16 protein-coding genes are annotated in these 17,009 nt (G+C 59.5%); 7 read left to right on the top strand and 9 right to left on the bottom strand.

Features of this window, described 5'->3' with window-relative positions:
* Positions 1–2 precede the first annotated feature (2 nt).
* Positions 3–1,103 (bottom strand): PQQ-dependent sugar dehydrogenase, encoded by a 1,101-nt coding sequence (locus NNA36_RS09530; protein ID WP_255106715.1) that lies wholly within the window; start codon positions 1,101–1,103, stop codon positions 3–5.
* 146 nt (positions 1,104–1,249) lie between these two features.
* Between NNA36_RS09530 and NNA36_RS09525 the strand changes: the two genes are divergently transcribed.
* The 5 genes from NNA36_RS09525 to NNA36_RS09505 all read left to right on the top strand — a co-directional run bounded on the left by NNA36_RS09525 (position 1,250) and on the right by NNA36_RS09505 (position 6,516).
* Positions 1,250–2,434, top strand: coding sequence for an ABC transporter substrate-binding protein (locus tag NNA36_RS09525; RefSeq protein WP_255106713.1), 1,185 nt, complete (start codon positions 1,250–1,252; stop codon positions 2,432–2,434).
* Between the two features lie 96 nt (positions 2,435–2,530).
* Positions 2,531–3,313 carry an ABC transporter ATP-binding protein gene (locus tag NNA36_RS09520; RefSeq protein WP_255106711.1) on the top strand — a complete coding sequence of 261 codons (783 nt, stop codon included), beginning with the start codon at positions 2,531–2,533 and terminating at the stop codon, positions 3,311–3,313.
* A gap of 138 nt (positions 3,314–3,451) precedes the next feature.
* Entirely contained in the window at positions 3,452–4,159 is a 708-nt protein-coding gene (locus NNA36_RS09515) for an ABC transporter ATP-binding protein (protein WP_255106709.1), read from the top strand.
* A gap of 48 nt (positions 4,160–4,207) precedes the next feature.
* Positions 4,208–5,218, top strand: coding sequence for a branched-chain amino acid ABC transporter permease (locus tag NNA36_RS09510; protein ID WP_255106707.1), 1,011 nt, complete (start codon positions 4,208–4,210; stop codon positions 5,216–5,218).
* Positions 5,215–6,516, top strand: coding sequence for a branched-chain amino acid ABC transporter permease (locus NNA36_RS09505; RefSeq protein ID WP_255106706.1), 1,302 nt, complete (start codon positions 5,215–5,217; stop codon positions 6,514–6,516). The genes NNA36_RS09510 and NNA36_RS09505 overlap by 4 nt, the downstream gene beginning before the upstream one ends.
* A gap of 93 nt (positions 6,517–6,609) precedes the next feature.
* Here NNA36_RS09505 and NNA36_RS09500 read toward each other — a convergent pair whose 3' ends face one another.
* Together NNA36_RS09500 and NNA36_RS09495 are read right to left on the bottom strand one after the other, a co-directional pair.
* Positions 6,610–8,157 carry a helicase HerA-like domain-containing protein gene (locus NNA36_RS09500; RefSeq protein WP_255106704.1) on the bottom strand — a complete coding sequence of 516 codons (1,548 nt, stop codon included), beginning with the start codon at positions 8,155–8,157 and terminating at the stop codon, positions 6,610–6,612.
* 120 nt (positions 8,158–8,277) lie between these two features.
* Complete coding sequence (locus NNA36_RS09495; RefSeq protein WP_255106702.1) at positions 8,278–8,553, bottom strand: hypothetical protein; 276 nt, start codon at positions 8,551–8,553, stop codon at positions 8,278–8,280.
* Positions 8,554–8,587: 34 nt separating this feature from the next.
* On the opposite strand from NNA36_RS09495, the gene NNA36_RS09490 reads away from it, so the two are divergent.
* A complete protein-coding gene (locus NNA36_RS09490; protein ID WP_255106700.1) occupies positions 8,588–9,169 on the top strand; it encodes an invasion associated locus B family protein in 582 nt (193 codons plus the stop codon).
* Positions 9,170–9,241: 72 nt separating this feature from the next.
* On the opposite strand, the gene NNA36_RS09485 is transcribed toward NNA36_RS09490, so the two are convergent.
* From NNA36_RS09485 to NNA36_RS09470, 4 genes are read right to left on the bottom strand one after another with little or no spacing between them, the layout of a single operon-like run.
* Positions 9,242–10,450 (bottom strand): beta-ketoacyl synthase, encoded by a 1,209-nt coding sequence (locus NNA36_RS09485; RefSeq protein ID WP_255106699.1) that lies wholly within the window; start codon positions 10,448–10,450, stop codon positions 9,242–9,244.
* Positions 10,451–10,477: 27 nt separating this feature from the next.
* Positions 10,478–10,735, bottom strand: coding sequence for an acyl carrier protein (locus NNA36_RS09480; RefSeq protein ID WP_255106698.1), 258 nt, complete (start codon positions 10,733–10,735; stop codon positions 10,478–10,480).
* Positions 10,736–10,767: 32 nt separating this feature from the next.
* The gene (lpxD, locus tag NNA36_RS09475) at positions 10,768–11,859 is read right to left on the bottom strand and encodes a UDP-3-O-(3-hydroxymyristoyl)glucosamine N-acyltransferase (RefSeq protein WP_255106697.1); all 1,092 of its coding nucleotides are present in this window, start codon (positions 11,857–11,859) and stop codon (positions 10,768–10,770) included.
* 25 nt (positions 11,860–11,884) lie between these two features.
* Complete coding sequence (locus NNA36_RS09470) at positions 11,885–13,498, bottom strand: murein L,D-transpeptidase (RefSeq protein ID WP_255106696.1); 1,614 nt, start codon at positions 13,496–13,498, stop codon at positions 11,885–11,887.
* A gap of 312 nt (positions 13,499–13,810) precedes the next feature.
* Here NNA36_RS09470 and NNA36_RS09465 point away from each other — a divergent pair, with 312 nt between their 5' ends.
* Positions 13,811–14,380, top strand: coding sequence for a DUF882 domain-containing protein (locus tag NNA36_RS09465; protein WP_255106695.1), 570 nt, complete (start codon positions 13,811–13,813; stop codon positions 14,378–14,380).
* A gap of 303 nt (positions 14,381–14,683) precedes the next feature.
* Here NNA36_RS09465 and NNA36_RS09460 read toward each other — a convergent pair whose 3' ends face one another.
* Together NNA36_RS09460 and NNA36_RS09455 are read right to left on the bottom strand one after the other, a co-directional pair.
* On the bottom strand, positions 14,684–15,346 hold the full coding sequence (locus NNA36_RS09460) for a cytochrome b/b6 domain-containing protein (protein WP_255106694.1): 663 nt from the start codon (positions 15,344–15,346) through the stop codon (positions 14,684–14,686).
* Entirely contained in the window at positions 15,339–16,949 is a 1,611-nt protein-coding gene (locus tag NNA36_RS09455) for a tetrathionate reductase family octaheme c-type cytochrome (protein WP_255106693.1), read from the bottom strand. The genes NNA36_RS09460 and NNA36_RS09455 overlap by 8 nt, the downstream gene beginning before the upstream one ends.
* Between the last annotated feature and the right edge of the window lie 60 nt (positions 16,950–17,009).

The following is a 17,009-nucleotide window of genomic DNA, read 5'->3' as shown; positions in this document are numbered from 1 at the left end:
GTTCAATTTTTGGGCGTGATCCGGAACACCGAACCGTTATCTTCTGCGATAAACCAAATGCTTCCGTCCGCTGCCTCACGTATATCACGAACGCGCGCGGTGCGATTGCTCTTCAGTTGCTCCACTTCTTTTAAAGTAACGCCTGAAAGCCTTGAAATATAATCATATTTCAAGCTTCCGATAAAGGTATCTCCGCGCCATTCCGGGAAGAGACGCCCCGAGTAGATCATCATGCCGGACGGCGCAATCGACGGGTCCCAGAAAAAGGCGGGCTGCTCCATGCCGGGTTTGGCCGTGCCCTCACCGATCTTGAACCCCGAATAGTGGCGGCCGTAGGCAATGATGGGCCAGCCATAGTTGGCGCCCTTGCGAATTCGGTTTACCTCGTCGCCGCCCTTGGCCCCGTGTTCGACGGCCCAGAGTTGCCCCCTAAGATCAAGTGCTGCGCCCTGAGGGTTGCGGTGGCCGTATGACCAGATTTCCGGTTGCGCGCCTTCGAGGCCGACAAAGGGATTGTCACTCGGGACAGATCCGTCGCGGTTCAGGCGGATAATCGCGCCGTTGTGCGAGGCGAGATCCTGTGCCGAAGGCCGGTCACCGCGTTCGCCGATGGTGATGAACAGGTGGCCCTCACGGGATTCGACGATACGGCTTCCGAAGTGGCGGCCACCGGAAGAGCCGGGCGCCATTTCGAACAGCGTTTCGACATCCTTAAGGCGCGTCTGTCCTTTTGGCAGGACAGCGCGGGCAAGCGCGGTTCCGGAGCCGCCTTTTTGGGCCTTCACATAGGTAAAAAGAACCTCGCGGGTCGACGCGAAATCGCGGGGGACCAGAATATCGAGCAGACCACCCTGCCCCTGTACCTTGATGTTGGGAAGTCCGGTGATTTCCACGCGCCGCCCGTCTGTCCCGACACGCCAGAGACGCCCGCGTTTTTCGGTGACCAGAAAGCCGCCGTCCGGCAGGAAAGCAAGCGACCAGGGGCCTTTGAACCCGTCGGCCATGCGGGTGACGGAGATTTTGCCGGCGCTGGAATCGATGGATTGCGCGGACAGTTGCAGGGCTTGCAGGACAAGCAGGGCCAGGATCATGAGGGGCTTCATACGACAGTTCTCCCTGTTGCGACGACAGACAACGAATTAGTTTTACGCTTCCCTAGGGAAACGGCGTCTGCCCCCCTTTTCTTTTGTTTTTTTCGGCCATAGGCTCGGGTCTGGAACAACAATATCCACTTAGGGAGTGTGAAAACATGAAAAAACTGCTGATGGCATCCGCAGCGGCTTCTCTGATGGCGGGCGCGGTTTCGGCCGATGACGTCAAACTGGGCGTGATCCTGGGCTTTACCGGTCCGATTGAATCGCTGACCCCGGCCATGGCCGCCGGTGCAGAAGTTGCAATGAAAGAAGTGTCCGACAGCGGCAAGCTCTTGGGCGGTTCGACCGTTACCCCCGTGCGTGGTGACTCGACCTGCGTTGACGCAGGCGCGGCATCGGCTGCGGCTGAGCGTCTGATCACCGCAGACGGCGTCAAGGGCATCATGGGCGCGGACTGCTCGGGTGTGACCGGTGCGATCCTTGCAAACGTGGCCGTTCCGAACGGCATGGTCATGATCTCGCCGTCGGCGACCTCGCCCGCGCTGTCGAGCGCAGAGGACAATGGCCTGTTCTTCCGCACCGCACCGTCGGACGCCCGTCAGGGTCAGGTTCTGGCGCAGGTGATGAAAGACAAGGGTATCAACTCGGTCGCGATCACCTACACCAACAACGACTATGGTAAGGGTCTGGCAGACAGCATTTCGGCCGCCTTCACCGCGCTGGGTGGCGAAGTGACCGCAACCACCGCACACGAAGACGGCAAGGCCGACTACTCGGCAGAAGTTGCAACGCTGGCAGCCGCTGGTGGTGACCTTCTGGTTGTTGCCGGTTACGTCGACCAGGGTGGCCCGGGCGTTATCCGTGCAGCCCTCGACACCGGCGCATTCGACACCTTCGCCCTGCCCGACGGCATGATCGGTTCGGCGCTGGAAGCGGCCTTTGGTGACGAGATCGAAGGTTCGATCGGCACCGTTCCGGGCAGCGAGTCGGCAGACGCTTCGATGGTAACCGAAAAGGTATCGGCAACCGGTGCGGACGCATCCGGCCCCTACATCGGCGAAAGCTATGACGCTGCAGCCCTGATCATGCTGGCCATGCAGGCCGCTGGGTCTTCGGACGCAAGCGCTTATGCTGCCAAGATCATGGACGTTGCCAACGCTCCGGGTGAGAAAATCTATCCGGGTGAGCTGGGCAAGGCGCTGGACATCATTGCCGGTGGCGGCGATGTCGACTATGTGGGCGCGACCGCGGTCGAGCTGATCGGTGGCGGTGAAGCCGCTGGCGGCTATCGTGAGATCGTGATCGAAGGTGGCAAGATCACCACGGCCAAGTTCCACTAAGCCAGCAAGAGTTCAATCTAGGGCAGCCCGGATTTCCGTTCGGGCTGCTCCACCATTTCAGAAGGCGCGCCAAAAAGCGCCTCGGGGGATAACCACATGATCGTCGTCGAAGACGTTCACAAGCATTTTGGCGGTTTTCGTGCCGTCGATGGGGCCACGATGTCCATTGCGCCGGGATCGATCACCGGACTGATCGGACCAAACGGCGCCGGGAAAACCACCCTCTTCAACGTGATTGCCGGGGTTCTGAAACCCACCAGTGGCCGGATCACCATGGATGGCGAGGACATCACGGGCCTGCCGCCGCACCAGCTGTTCCACAAGGGACTGCTGCGCACCTTCCAGATCGCGCATGAGTTCAGCTCGATGACCTGCCGCGAGAACCTGATGATGGTGCCGGGCGGTCAATCCGGTGAAACGCTGTGGAACACATGGTTTGGCCGCAAGCGTATCGCCGACGAAGAGCGCGCGTTGCGGGCCAAGGCGGACGAGGTTCTCGAGTTCCTGACCATCAGCCATATCGCCGATCTGAAGGCCGGCGAGGTGTCGGGTGGTCAGAAGAAGCTGTTGGAACTTGGCCGCACGATGATGGTCGATGCCAAGATCGTCTTTCTGGACGAGGTGGGCGCCGGTGTGAACCGCACCCTGCTCTATACCATCGCCGATGCCATCAAGCGCCTGAACCAGGAGCGCGGCTATACCTTTGTCGTGATCGAACACGACATGGAGTTCATTGGCCGTATCTGCGATCCGGTGATCTGCATGGCCGAAGGCAAGGTTCTGGCCCAGGGGACGCTGGACGAGATCAAGGCCAACGAACAGGTGATCGAAGCCTATCTCGGCACCGGTCTCAAGAACAAAGAAATGATGGAAGCCTGACGAGAGGCCCTGCCCGCCACGGTGGCGGTTGCCTCTTTGCGGGTTGGTGCGCCAACCCGAGCGACGTCTACCCTTTTCGCGAGAATACGCCGGAACGGCGACAGGCGGACAGGGTGAGCCAGGAAGGATAACGACAAGATGAGCTTTCTGATCGGACAGAACATGACCGGCGGATATGGCAAGGGGCCGGACATCCTGCACGATTGCACGATCTCGGTCGACAAGGGCGAGATCGCCGTGATTGTCGGGCCGAACGGTGCCGGCAAGTCAACTGCCATGAAGGCGGTGTTCGGGATGCTGAACGTGCATACCGGCAGCGTGCTTTTCGATGGTGAGGATATCACCAAACTGAGCCCGCAGCAGCGGGTTGTGAAGGGCATGGGCTTTGTGCCCCAGACCCACAACATCTTTACCTCGATGACGGTGGAAGAGAACCTCGAGATGGGGGCCTTTATCCGCACCGATGACATCAGCGAGACAATGGAACAGGTGTATGACCTGTTCCCGATCCTGAAGGAAAAGCGCTACCAGCACGCGGGCGAGCTTTCGGGTGGTCAGCGTCAGCAGGTGGCCGTGGGCCGCGCGCTGATGACCAAGCCGAAGCTGTTGATGCTGGACGAGCCGACGGCGGGTGTTTCGCCCATCGTGATGGACGAACTGTTTGACCGCATCATCGAGGTGAGCCGCACCGGCCTGCCGATCCTGATGGTGGAACAGAACGCCAAGCAGGCGCTCGAGATTGCCGACAAGGGCTATGTGCTGGTCCAGGGCAAGAACGCCTATTCGGGCACCGGGAAAGAGCTTTTGGCCGATCCCGAAGTCCGCAAATCGTTCCTGGGAGGCTAAGCCAATGACCAAGAACACGACTGACGAATTCACGAGAGAGATGACCTGATGGACTTTCTGAATGGCCTTGTGGCCCTCTCCAACTTCGTGCTGATCCCCGCGATCGCCTATGGCAGCCAGTTGGCTCTTGGCGCGCTTGGGGTGACGCTGATCTATGGAATCCTGCGCTTTTCGAACTTTGCCCATGGCGACACCATGGCCTTCGGCGCCATGCTGGCGGTGCTGGTGACATGGCTACTGCAGGGCATGGGTATTTCCTTTGGCCCGCTGCCCACGGCGCTTTTGGCCCTGCCCTTCGCGATTGTCGGGACAATGGCGCTGGTACTGATCACGGACAGAATGGTTTACAAGTTCTACCGCGACCAGAAAGCCAAGCCGGTGATCCTTGTGATCGTGTCGATGGGCGTGATGTTCATCATGAACGGCCTTGTGCGTTTCGTCATCGGCCCGAATGACCAGAAGTTCGCCGATGGCGAGCGCTTCATCATCTCGGTGCGCGAGTTCAAACAGATGACCGGCCTGCGGGAAGGTCTCGCGATCAAGACGACGCAGGGCCTGACCGTTGTTGTCGCGGTGATCTGCGTTGCGGCGCTGTTCTGGTTCCTGAACCGCACCCGCACCGGCAAGTCGATGCGCGCCTATTCGGACAACGAGGATCTTGCGCTGTTGTCGGGCATCAACCCCGAGCGGGTGGTGATGTATACCTGGATGATCGTGGCGGCACTGGCGACGATTGCCGGCGTGCTTTACGGCCTCGACAAGACGTTCAAACCCTTCGTGTACTTCCAGCTGCTGCTGCCGATCTTTGCCTCGGCCATTGTCGGCGGCCTCGGTAGCCCGCTGGGCGCCATCGCGGGCGGGTTCGTGATCGCCTTTTCGGAAGTCACCATCACCTATGCGTGGAAGAAGGTTCTGACCTACTGGATGCCCGAGGGGCTGGAACCCAGCGGTCTCGTTCAGCTTCTGTCCACCGACTACAAGTTCGCGGTCAGCTTCGTGATCCTGATCGTCGTGCTTCTGTTCAAGCCAACCGGCATCTTCAAGGGGAAATCGGTATGAGCGATACAGTGAAAAACTCTGCCCTCTTCGCAATTGTTGCGGCGCTGATCATCGGCACGGGCGTCATTCAGTCGTGGAACTCGGCGCTGTTCATCCTGAACATGGGGCTGATCTCGGCGATCATGGCGCTTGGGGTGAACTTGCAATGGGGTTTTGCCGGCCTTTTCAACGTCGGTGTCATGGGCTTTGTGGCCCTGGGTGGTCTGGCGGTCGTCCTGACCTCCATGCCGCCGGTGGGCGAAGCCTGGGCCGCAGGCGGCACGCGGGTGATCTTTGCGCTTCTGGTGGGTGTGGGCACCATCGCGGTGGCGATCCTGCTGAATGGCCGTCTCAAGGGCCGTATGCGTGGTCTGGCGATGCTGGCCGTGCTGATCGCGGGCTTCTTCCTTTACCGTGGCCTTTTCGATCCGGCTGTGAAAGCCATCGAAGCCATCAATCCGGCGGCGACCGGTAACCTGGGTGGCCTTGGCCTGCCGGTCCTGTTCGCGTGGATCATCGGCGGCCTTCTGGCGGCGGGTGCGGCCTGGCTGATCGGTAAAACGGCGCTGGGTCTGCGCTCGGACTATCTTGCCATTGCGACGCTGGGCATCGCGGAGATCATTCTCGCGGTTCTGAAGAACGAGGACTGGCTGGCGCGGGGCGTGAAAAACGTGGTGGGCCTGCCCCGCCCGGTACCGCGCGAAATCGACCTCCAGAACTCCGAGACCTTTGTCAGCAACGCGCAGTCACTTGGGCTCGATCCGGTGGTGGCCTCGACGCTGTACGTCAAGCTGGGCTACTCGGTTCTGTTTACTATCGTACTGGTGATCATCCTCGTGATGGCGCAGCTGGCGCTGAAATCGCCCTGGGGCCGCATGATGCGTGCGATCCGTGACAACGAGGTGGCCGCAGAGGCGATGGGCAAGAACGTGACCCGCCGCCACTTGCAGATCTTCGTTTTGGGTTCTGCGGTCTGTGGCATCGCGGGTGCCATGCTGACCACGCTGGATGGCCAGCTGACGCCGGGGACGTATAACCCGCTGCGCTTTACCTTCCTTGTCTGGGTGATGGTGATCGTGGGCGGTTCGGGCAACAACCTCGGTTCGGTTCTGGGTGGGTTCCTGATCTGGTTCCTCTGGGTGCAGGTGGAGCCGCTGGGCCTTGGCCTGATGCAGCTGATCACCTACGGCATGGCCGAGGACAGCGCGCTCAAGGCACATCTGATCGACAGCGCCGCGCATATGCGCCTGTTGACGATGGGTGTTGTGTTGTTGCTGGTGCTGCGGTTCAGCCCGAGGGGTCTGATCCCCGAGAAATAAGGACTGTTACGATACGTCCAAAAGAAAGGCCGCTCGAGTGAGCGGCCTTTTTGCCTCCGGCGGGAGTATTTGTGGTGCATTGAAGCGGGGCGGTCAGCGCCCCTTGAAGAGGCCACCAAGGATGCCGCGCACGATCTTGCGGCCGGTGGTGCCGGTCAGTTCCTTCATCACCATCTTGCCCATGGCGGTGCCAAAGCTGTCATCCTTTGAAATCCTCATACTGCGCGAGGACGAGCGGGACACGCGGCTGCCGGAATAGCGGCGGGCGGCGTTGAATTCGCGTTCTGCCATCGACATTTCCTCTTCGCGGGCCTCGGCGGCTTCGGCTTCAGAGGCGGCCTTTTCGGCGCGTTGCTTGAGGATTTCATAGGCCGAGCGGCGATCCTGAACCGTTTCATATTTTCCGGAAACCGGAGAGGTGGCGATGACCTGTTTGCGCAAGCTGTCGTCAAGCGGCCCCAGTTGCGAGGACGGTGGGCGGATCAGGGTGCGTTCGACCACGCCGGGGATGCCCTTTTTCGCCAGCATCGAGGTGACCGCCTCGCCCACCCCGACCTCGCGGATGGCCTGTTCGGTGTCAAAGCGCGGGTTTTCGCGGTAGGTTTCGGCCGCGAGGCGCAGTTGTTTCTTGTCACGTCCGGTAAAGGCGCGCAGGGCGTGCTGGATGCGGTTGCCCAGCTGGCCCAGCACGTCTTCGGGCACGTCGGCGGGGTTCTGGGTGACAAAGTAGATGCCGACGCCCTTGGAACGGATCAGGCGGGCGACCTGTTCGACCTTGTCGACCAGGGCCTTGGGGGCGCCATCGAACAGGAGGTGGGCCTCGTCGAAGAAGAACACCAGCCGGGGTTTGTCAGGATCGCCCACTTCGGGCAGTTCTTCGAAGAGTTCGGAGAGCAGCCACAGGAGGAAGGTTGCATAGAGGCGCGGCGAGCCCATGAGTTTGTCGGCAGCAAGGATGTTGATGCGGCCGCGTCCGTCCGGATCGGTGCGCATGATGTCGGAGAGCGCAAGCGCGGGTTCGCCGAACAGCTTGGTGCCGCCCTGGTTCTCGAGGATCAGGAGACGGCGCTGGATGGCGCCGATCGAGGCCACAGAGACTGCCCCGTAGCGCAGCGAGAGTTCCTTGCGGTTTTCGCCGACCCAGACCAGAAGGGCTTGCAGGTCCTTGAGGTCGAGAAGCGGCAGGCCCTGTTCGTCGGAGAGACGGAAGGCGATGTTGAGGATACCTTCCTGTGCCTCGGTCAGGTCCATCAGGCGCGACAGCAGCAACGGCCCCATTTCCGCAACGGTGGTGCGCACGGGATGGCCCTGTTCGCCGAAGAGATCCCAGAAGGTGACCGGGAAGCTTTCGTAGGTGTAATCGTCAAAGCCGATCTTGGAGGCACGGTCGGTGAAGGCCTGGTGCAGTTTGAACCCCTCGCTGCCCGCCGCCGCCAGTCCCGAGAGATCGCCTTTCACGTCCGACAGGAATACCGGCACGCCGGCCTTGGAAAAGCCCTCGGCAAGGATCTGAAGCGTGACCGTCTTGCCGGTGCCGGTGGCCCCCGCAATCAGGCCGTGGCGGTTGGCGTATTTGAGCTTGAGGCCCTGTTTGGTGGCATAGGCTTCTCCGCCACCGCCGATGAAAACTGAATCTTGCACCTGTTACGTCCTTTGCTGCTCACTGCCGCGCCCTTCGAAAATACAATGTTAAGGCTTTCCTGCCAGTATTGTTTGCATTCGTTTTTCCCTTTGTACGGGAAAGAGCGAAATTCCTCCCTGTCAGACTGGGCCGGGCAAAACACGTCCGGCCAATTTTTCGTGGAAAATCAGACCGAAATAAGGAATTTTTCCTGTTGACGGGTGCCGTTTCATTTCGTAGCGTTTCGGCAATGAATAAGTCGGCCAGTCCGACGGGGAGTGAAAATGGAAAAGAGGCCTTCGGGCCTCTTTTTCTTTTACCCTCCCAATACGGTGCATTCGGCGGGCGAAAATCTGCTGTAGTGCTGCTAAACCGTTAGGTTCGCCTGACAATTGACGTTGGGCATGGTAAGCCATGTTCGACTCGGATCTGATTTATACGGAAATACCAATGTCCAAGATTGTGAAAGTTCTTGCCGCTGTCTCGATGCTTGCAGCGACGCCCCTGATGGCCCAGGTCGGATCGCTGTCTGACGGCTCTCTTATGGAAAGCAAGCCGTCGGCCCCGCCGCGCCCCCCTGTGCCTGAAAATGTCACTTCGGAAATCATCGGTGACTGGGATCTGCGCTGCACCACGGAAGGCCCTGACCCCAAGCCCTGTGTTCTGTACCAGACCCTGGTAGATGCCGAAAACTTCCCGATCATCGAAGTCGAGGTTGCCAAGCTTCCTGACGGGGGAACCGTCGCCGCACAAGCCACGTTTATCGCACCCTTGCAAACTCTGTTGGGAACCGGCCTCGGCATTGCGGTTGATGGCGTTCTTCTCCAGCGTATTCCGTTCATCTTCTGTCACGGCGGTGGCTGTGTCGCTCGGATGAACCTGTCCCCGATTGAAGTGAAAGCTCTCAAGGATGGTACAGAAGGCGTTGCCGTGATATTCCACGCTCTTGCTCCGGAGAAGCCGGTGAACGTCCGGTTTTCTCTGAACGGTATGACAAAGGCTTACGACAAGGCCAATCCGGTCAGCCAGTAATCCAGCCGCAAAACCAAAAAGAAAAAACGCCGCGCTAACCCACAGCGCGGCGTTTTCTTTGGGGGTTACGGATCAGACTTTGCGCAGGGCCAAGACCGCGTTCAGGCCGCCAAAGGCGAAGGCGTTGGAAAGGGCCACGTCGACCTTGGCTTCGCGCGCCTCGTTCGGCACGACGTCAAGGGCGCATTCTGGATCGGGCTCTTCATAGCTGATGGTGGGCGCGATCACGCCGTCCCGCAGAGCCATGATACAGGCCAGAAGTTCTACTGCGCCTGTACCGCCGATCAGGTGGCCGTGCATCGACTTGGTCGACGAGATCATCAGATCATCCGCGTGCTGGCCAAAAACATCTGCCACGGCGGCGCATTCCGTCTTGTCATTGGCGGCGGTGCCGGTGCCGTGGGCGTTGATGTATCCCACCTCGTCGCGGTTGATGCCGCCATCGGCCAAGGCGCCCGAGATCGCCCTTGCCGCGCCTTGTTTCGAGGGCATCACGATGTCGGAGGCATCTGACGACATGGCAAAGCCCACCACTTCGGCGAGGATTTCCGCGCCGCGCGCCTTGGCGTGTTCGTATTCTTCGAAGACAAACACCCCTGCCCCTTCGCCCTGAACCATGCCATTTCGGTTGGCCGAGAATGGGCGGCAGGCATCCTTGGACATGACGCGCAGACCTTCCCAGGCCTTGACGCCGCCAAAGCACAGCATGGATTCCGACCCGCCCGTGACCATCACGGGGGCCGCACCGTAGCGTACCAATTGGAAGGCCTGGCTCATGGCGTGGTTGGACGAGGCACAGGCGGTGGCCACGGTAAAGCTGGGGCCCTTGAGGTTGAACTCCATGCTGATGTGGCTGGCCGCGGCGTTGTTCATGAGCTTGGGCACCACGAAGGGGTGCACGCGGTTCTTGCCGTCCTCATAGACCGTGCGATAGTTCTCGTCGAGCGTCTGCATACCACCGCCCGAGGTGCCAAGCACAACGCCGGAACGGGCCGCCATTTCGCCGGAAAACTCAAGGCCGGACTGGGCGATGGCCTCGCGGGCGGCAACCAGGGCAAACTGGGTGAAGCGGTCATAGAGCGCGTTTTGCTGGCGGTTGAACAGGTTTTCGGCTTCAAAGCCGCGCACCTGCCCGCCGATCTTGATTGCAAGACGGTCAACGTCGCGCATTTCAAGGGGGCCGATACCACAGCGCCCCTCTTTCATCGCATCAAGCGTATCGGCCACGTTGTGGCCAAGAGCGTTGATGGTTCCGGCGCCGGTGATCACGACACGTTTCATGGATCAATCCTCCGGATCGGGGAAAAGTCAGGACTGGTCGGCAACCAGCTTTTCGATACCGGCAATGATGGATGCCACCGAGGAAATGTCAAAATCGCTCTCGGTGGGTTCATTGGCGTTGAAAGGTACGGTGATGTCGAAGGCTTCCTCGATCGCAAAGATGCTTTCGACCAGACCAAGGCTGTCGATGCCCAGATCTTCAAGCGTGCTTTCGAGAGTGACGTCGGATGGCTCGAGAACGGCTTGTTCCGCGATGATTTCGATAACCTGGTCCTTGACGCTCATTATGTCTTCCTTTCGCCAATACTGGCAGTCATTTAGTCATTGGTTTCCGAGTTGGAAACTTTTTTCTGTAGCGCCGCCACGTCAGCGAACAGCCGAGGCAGGCGACGGAGCCCCTTATACATCTCCAAATGTGACTCCATTTTGACAGCCGGATACCCAAGCAGAACACGGCCTGCCGGCACCTTGGAGAGGATCTTGGTTGCGCCGCCGGCAATCACGTTGTCACCGACTGTCGTGTTGTCGCTGACCCCGCACTGGCCACCCATCACGACGTTCTTGCCGATCTTGGTCGATCCTGCGATGCCGCACTGACCTGCAAGTAGCGTGTTGTCGCCGATTTCAACGTTGTGGGCGATGTGCACCATGTTGTCGAGTTTCACACCGTTGCCGATGCGGGTGTCGCGGATGGTTCCGCAGTCGATGCAGGCGTTGGCGCCGATCTCGACATCGTCACCGATGGTGACTGAGCCGAGAGAATGAATGCGGGTCCAGGCCTGGGATTTCACTTCGCCCTGATCGCCCAGGGTTTCGCGGGCCGCTTCAACACCCGATTTCTCTGGCGTGACAAAGGAAAATCCGTCCGAGGCAATGCGCGCACCGGGTTGGGCGATGAAGTTGCGGCCGATGGTGGCGCGCGCGCCGATCGAGACCATCTCGCGCAGGAAAGCCCCCTCGCCCAACGTGACGTCAGCGCCGACATGACAATGGGGGCCGATCACGCTGTTGGCACCGATCCTGGCGCGCGGGCCGATGATCGCAAGCGGGGCAATCGAGACGTTCTCGCCAATTTCCGCGCTGGGATCAATCACGGCCGAAGGGTGGATGCCCTCGCCAAAGTGCTGGCCCGGGTCCATCATTTTCGAAAGCCCTGCCATGCCATAGCGCCCGCGCGGCGAATAAAGCCCACCTTCAAGTCCAAGCGCCTGCCAATCAGCGCCGGGCCAGACCATGGCAGCACGCGCCTTGCCCTGCGACAGGCCAGCGGCGAACTTGGGATTTGTCAGAAGCGCAAGATCATCCGGGCCAGCCATTGCTGGCTCGGATACTTTTTCTACCAAAAGGTCAGTATTCCCAAAGGCTTCTGCGCCGATGGCGTCAGCAATCTGCTGGATCGTGTGGGCCATGAATTCCTCGCAATTTGCGAGGGTTTTAGCCCTGAACCGTCCGCAAGACCACCCCTTCATTGGCCATCGCCTGCCAGATCTTGGCGTCACGTCCATAGACGTCGCGACGATACTGGACCGGGCCTTTGGCGTTGGTAAAGGCGGTTCGGTAGATGATGTGGACCGGAACGTGTTTCTTCAGATCGACCTGCGTCTCACGTCCGGTTTTCAGGATCTTGTGGAAGTACGGCTTGGGATTGTCCTGCTGTACCGCCAGAAGCGCATAGGCGAAATCGAACGGCTGGTGCAGGCGAATGCAGCCATGGCTGAAGGCGCGCACCTCTCGGGCAAACAGGCTTTTGGCCGGGGTGTCGTGCAGATAGATGTTGTGACGGTTCGGGAACATGAACTTCACAAGGCCAAGTGCGTTGCTTTTGCTGGGCGGCTGCTTGATGTCGAAGGGAAAGGTGTTGGCGCTGAACTGCGTGAAGTCCACGGCCCCGCGGTTGACCACTTTCCCCCGCGAGTCAATCAGCTTGAGATAGCTGACTGCGTTCGGGTTCTTCTTCAGCATCGGAAGATATTCCTTGGTCGCAATCGAACGCGGAACATTCCACGTCGGGTTGATGACCATGTGCTCCATCACGTCCGAGAATTCGGGGCTGCGACGGTCATGCTGGTTCTTGCCGACAACCGAACGGGTTTCAAAAGTGACCTTGCCGTCGTCAATGATCTTGGCCTTGAAGTCGGTCAGGTTGACCATGACATGCCGTTCACCGCGCGGCTTGTTCAGCCAGCGTTCACGTTCCATCGCGACAATGACAGATTTCAAGCGCTCGACCGGCGTACGGTTCACCTCGGCAATGGTCGAGGCGCCGGCGACGCCGTCGGATTCAAGCCCGTGGTCGATCTGGAAGGCTTGAACGGCTTTTTCCATTTCGGAATTGAAGGTGCCTGCGGCGCTGCGCTGAAGGTATCCGAGCGCGATAAGACGGTTGCGCAGAGCGACAACCGCGTTGCCCTTGTCACCGGGTTCAAGTTTCTTGGCTTTGACCTTGGGCCCCCAGCCGCCACGGGCGGCCTCACGTTCGAGGCGCAGCTTTTCCTTCATCAGGCGATTGTATTCCGGCGTGGTTGGCGGCAACGCGCGGATGTAGTCGGTCGGATCAGAGATCAGGAGTTCCGACAGGTAGAGGCCGCGATCGCGCACCGGCGCCTTGCGGACAATGCCCTCGTCGAGCTTAGAGGGCACGAACATGCCGGTCTGAACGTCGCGGGCATATCCGAGATACGCCTTGGCAAGGGCCACTTCGAGCTTGCCAAGGTCGCGTGGTGTCTTGGCCTCAGACAGTTGCTGATAAAGTGCGTTGAAATCATAGCGTGCCGTGGGAAGACCGTGTTCATCCGCGTTCTCAAGCGCCTGCAACAGGGCGAGGCGGCGCTCCAGATCATCGGCGTCGGTGCCGGTCCAGATCGGGCGGTAACCGTTTTCGCGGTAGAACTTGGCAATGTCGGCATCACGCGCAGCGGTTTCGGCAACCGCCTGTTTGAAAGCGGTCAGTTCAGCCTGCGCAGGGGTCGCAAGCAGTCCCCCGTGCGCTGCCAGCACAAAACCGGCAATCACAAAATGTCGACGCAGTGAATGAAATGACAGCAACATATGGTCTTCCTCGCGCAAATAAACCGATGCGTTTCTATGGTTGTCCCGAAAAAAACGGGGTGTGTCCATTCACAATTGGTAATGCTGCGGCTCAAGGGGAAAATGCGCGACTTCTACGCCACATCTGCGAAATTTACGAAGTTTCAGCAGATTTCCGCCTAAATTATTCCACATTCCGCGCATGCCGGAAATGAACACTTGGTCAGGGATTCGCTTTGTGGCATAAGGTGCGCATCTGGGGATGGATACAACGCGACCACGAAAAATCGTGGCGATATCAAAAAGGTAGCGACGGGACAGGCGCTAGAAACGATGAACGATAACAGTTCTGTGAGCTTTACGCGGCGCGGCTTGCTGCGCGCATTTGCGGCAACCACACTCGTAGCCGCACCAACCTTCTCCAATGCAGCGGGTTTCCTCAAGGGCGCTGGCGATATCCGTCGCATCCGTATGTACTCGGGCCGCACCGGCGAGCGCCTCGATACGATCTACTGGATCGAAGGCGAGTACATCAAAGAATCCGTGAAAGAAATCAACAAGTTCATGCGCGACTGGCGCACCAATGGCGTCAAGACCATGGACCTGCGTACCATCGACATCATGGCCGCCGCGCACAACATGATGGATGTGAACGAACCCTATATGCTGCTGTCGGGCTACCGCAGCCCGCAGACCAACGCGATGCTGCGCAGCCGGTCGCGCGGTGTGGCCAAGAATTCGCTGCACATGAAGGGTCAGGCGGCAGACCTGCGTCTGGGGTCACGTTCGGTGAGCCAGATGGCACGCGCCGCAAGCGCCTGTCGTGCCGGTGGCGTGGGCCGCTACTCGGGGTCGAACTTCGTGCATATGGATTGTGGTCCTGTCCGCACCTGGGGCCGTTAACGTCTTTCGAAAATCACGCTTTCCAAGCCGGTTTCCAGTATTCGGGGCCGGCTTTTCTTATGCTCGGAAGTCGGGATTGCGGGCTTCGGCTGTGAAGGTTAACCGGAATTTCTGCAAAATCAGACATGTGTATTGCGTCGGTATCACGTCGGTATTGCAGAGGTGAACTCACAGATTTAACGGAATGCGCCCTGTCAACGCCCCTCGCGCGCGTTGCCTGAACAAATGAAAAGGCGCCCGTGAGAGCGCCTTTTCTGGCAAAGGCCCAAGGGTAGGATGGAAACGGCCTTTGCAGTCCCTGCCCTAGCCTTGCAAGGGTTTCAGGCGGTTTGGCTCGTTGGTTTCAAGATAGGCTTCCTGCTCAGGCGTCAGGTCGATCTCGTCATAGCCGGTGATCATCGGCTGTACGTGGCTTCGGAAGCCATGCCCCACCGTCAGCAGGTAGATATGCACGATGATGAACGCCCCGATCACATAGGCCGACAGGAGATGCAGGTTGGCAATCAGGGTGATCGCGACGATTGAGTTGCCATCGGCCCAGAAGTTGTAGGTCAGGTAGAGGAGACCCGTGACCCAGATCGCCGGGAAAATGAACCACTTGAGCACAAAGTAGGTCGCGGCCTGAAGCGGGTTGTGCTTGCGCCAGAAGATCTTTTCGTAAGGGTGCTCCTCACCTTTGAAAACGCCGTAGGCATAGAAGCGCGCCACCGACAGCATGCCTTCGATCTTGGGGATGAACTGACGCCATGCGCCGGTGGTGAACAGCCAGAAGGTCGCAAAGATCCAGAGCGCCAACAAAACCAGCGCGGCCAGCGTGTGCAACATGACGGCTGGACCGAAGGGGATCAGGCCGTGGACGCCATTCAACCCCATGCCGGTCACCATGAGGGCCAGGATCAGGAGCACCTGTGCCCAGTGCCAGAAGCGTTCGAAGAACGGGTAAACCTTGACGATACGTTTATTCATGGCTGCCTCCGTTACGGCTAAAGAGGCGCAGGGCCGCGTGACCAAGAACGCCAAGAAGTGTGAGCAGGATCAAGGCCTTGCCAAGCAACCCGACAAGGCTGTTTGTGTTGGTGCCGGGCATGAAAACACCGGCCACATTGGCAAGACGCCCGTCTTCGGCATGGCATTCAACACAGTCCACCGCCTGATCCGCCGGGGCCACCATGTGGGTGATCGGCCAGTACATGTAGGTATCCACGAACCCGTATTGCCCCGAGTACGGTTGATTGGCGGCCTTCATGCCTGCCTCAATCGCCTTGGGCCAATCGAAATTGGTCCAGAAGGCGGTATCGGTCTTTGGCCCCCAGACATGGGTATAGACCAGCGTGTTGTTGACGCTGTCATAGGCCTGCCGCCCTTCCATCCGTTTGAAAGGCCAGATGCGAGAGGTGCCGTCCGTGGGATCCCCCTTGATCTGGTTCACGTCGACAACCTGTGTCGGGTCGATCTTGCGGTCGATGGTCGAATACTCGACCTGACCGTCAAACCACGCATAGTGCGGGGTGGCATCTTCGGCATAGTCGAAATGGCCCTTGGTCGACATGTAGGTGTGCATGTGCTTGCCACTCGAGGAGACATAGTTGTCTTCCTTGATGATCGAGCCGTCCTCGTTCAGCTTTCCCGCTGTCGACCAATCCCAGAAGGATTTGGTTGGCACGCCGCCACGGGCGTATTCCGGGATGTGACAGGTCTGACAGGCCAGCTTGTCGGTGTGATCGTTCAGCTTGAGGCCCTTGATGTTCGCCGGGTGCGGATCGTTGTCATGGCAGGACTGACAGGTTGCGGCACTGCGGGCCTCGCCCGGTTTTCCGGTGCCGTGTGGATCGGAGGCGGTCACGTTGTAGCGCGAACCGGCCCATTGGTGGCGGTCGCTGACGTGGCAATCGGAACAGACCATGTTCTCGCCGTCCTTGGACATGTGCACGTCGACTTCGCGTGGCGGATCATACAGCACGGACGAGAGATCACCGTGTTTCACGTTGTCTCCGCCGCCGCCGTAAAAGTGGCAATTGCCGCAATTGTCCCGGTCGGGCATGCCGACGCTCATCGCGGCCTTCTTGAGATCAACGGCCCAGGCCTTGGCGCCGGTGATGGTTTTGCCCTTGGCCTCCATCGGCGGGTGCCCTGCCCCGGTCGCCAGCTTGGTGTATTGGTCCGATTTGTCATGGCAGACAAGGCAATCCTTGGCGTTGGCGTCTTTGGGTGGCTCTTGCGACATGTCCTCCCAGCCATAGCCCGCGTGACAGGAGGTACAGCGCGGTTCGTTGCCTGCGACCGAACCGCAGAAGGCGTTGATCACGTTCTTCTTGCCAAGACGCTGGCCGGTTTCAGGGTGTTCGTAGTCCCAGCGGAAGTGGATCGAGTGCATGAACTGGTCATCCGCCTCGGTGTGGCACTCAAGGCAGGCCTCGGTCACCTCGGGGCCAGAGGTGAAGTCCTTTTGCAGGCTGGGAAATTTCGAGTGGTCGGCGGTGGATGAGCTAATCGCCGGTTCATTGGCCAGGGCAAGACCGGCCACTCCCACGGCCAGCCCAAGGCCCAATACGGCCCGTTTGAGATACATCTTGATCCTCCCTTGCATATAGCTGGGTATGCGCGCGTCTCATTGTTAAAACGCGCATCA

This window comes from Shimia sp. CNT1-13L.2, from assembly GCF_024331145.1.
Lineage (GTDB): Bacteria > Pseudomonadota > Alphaproteobacteria > Rhodobacterales > Rhodobacteraceae > Shimia.
The sequence above is the reverse complement of the archived record's forward strand: the minus strand, read 5'-3'. Positions and strand labels throughout refer to the sequence as shown.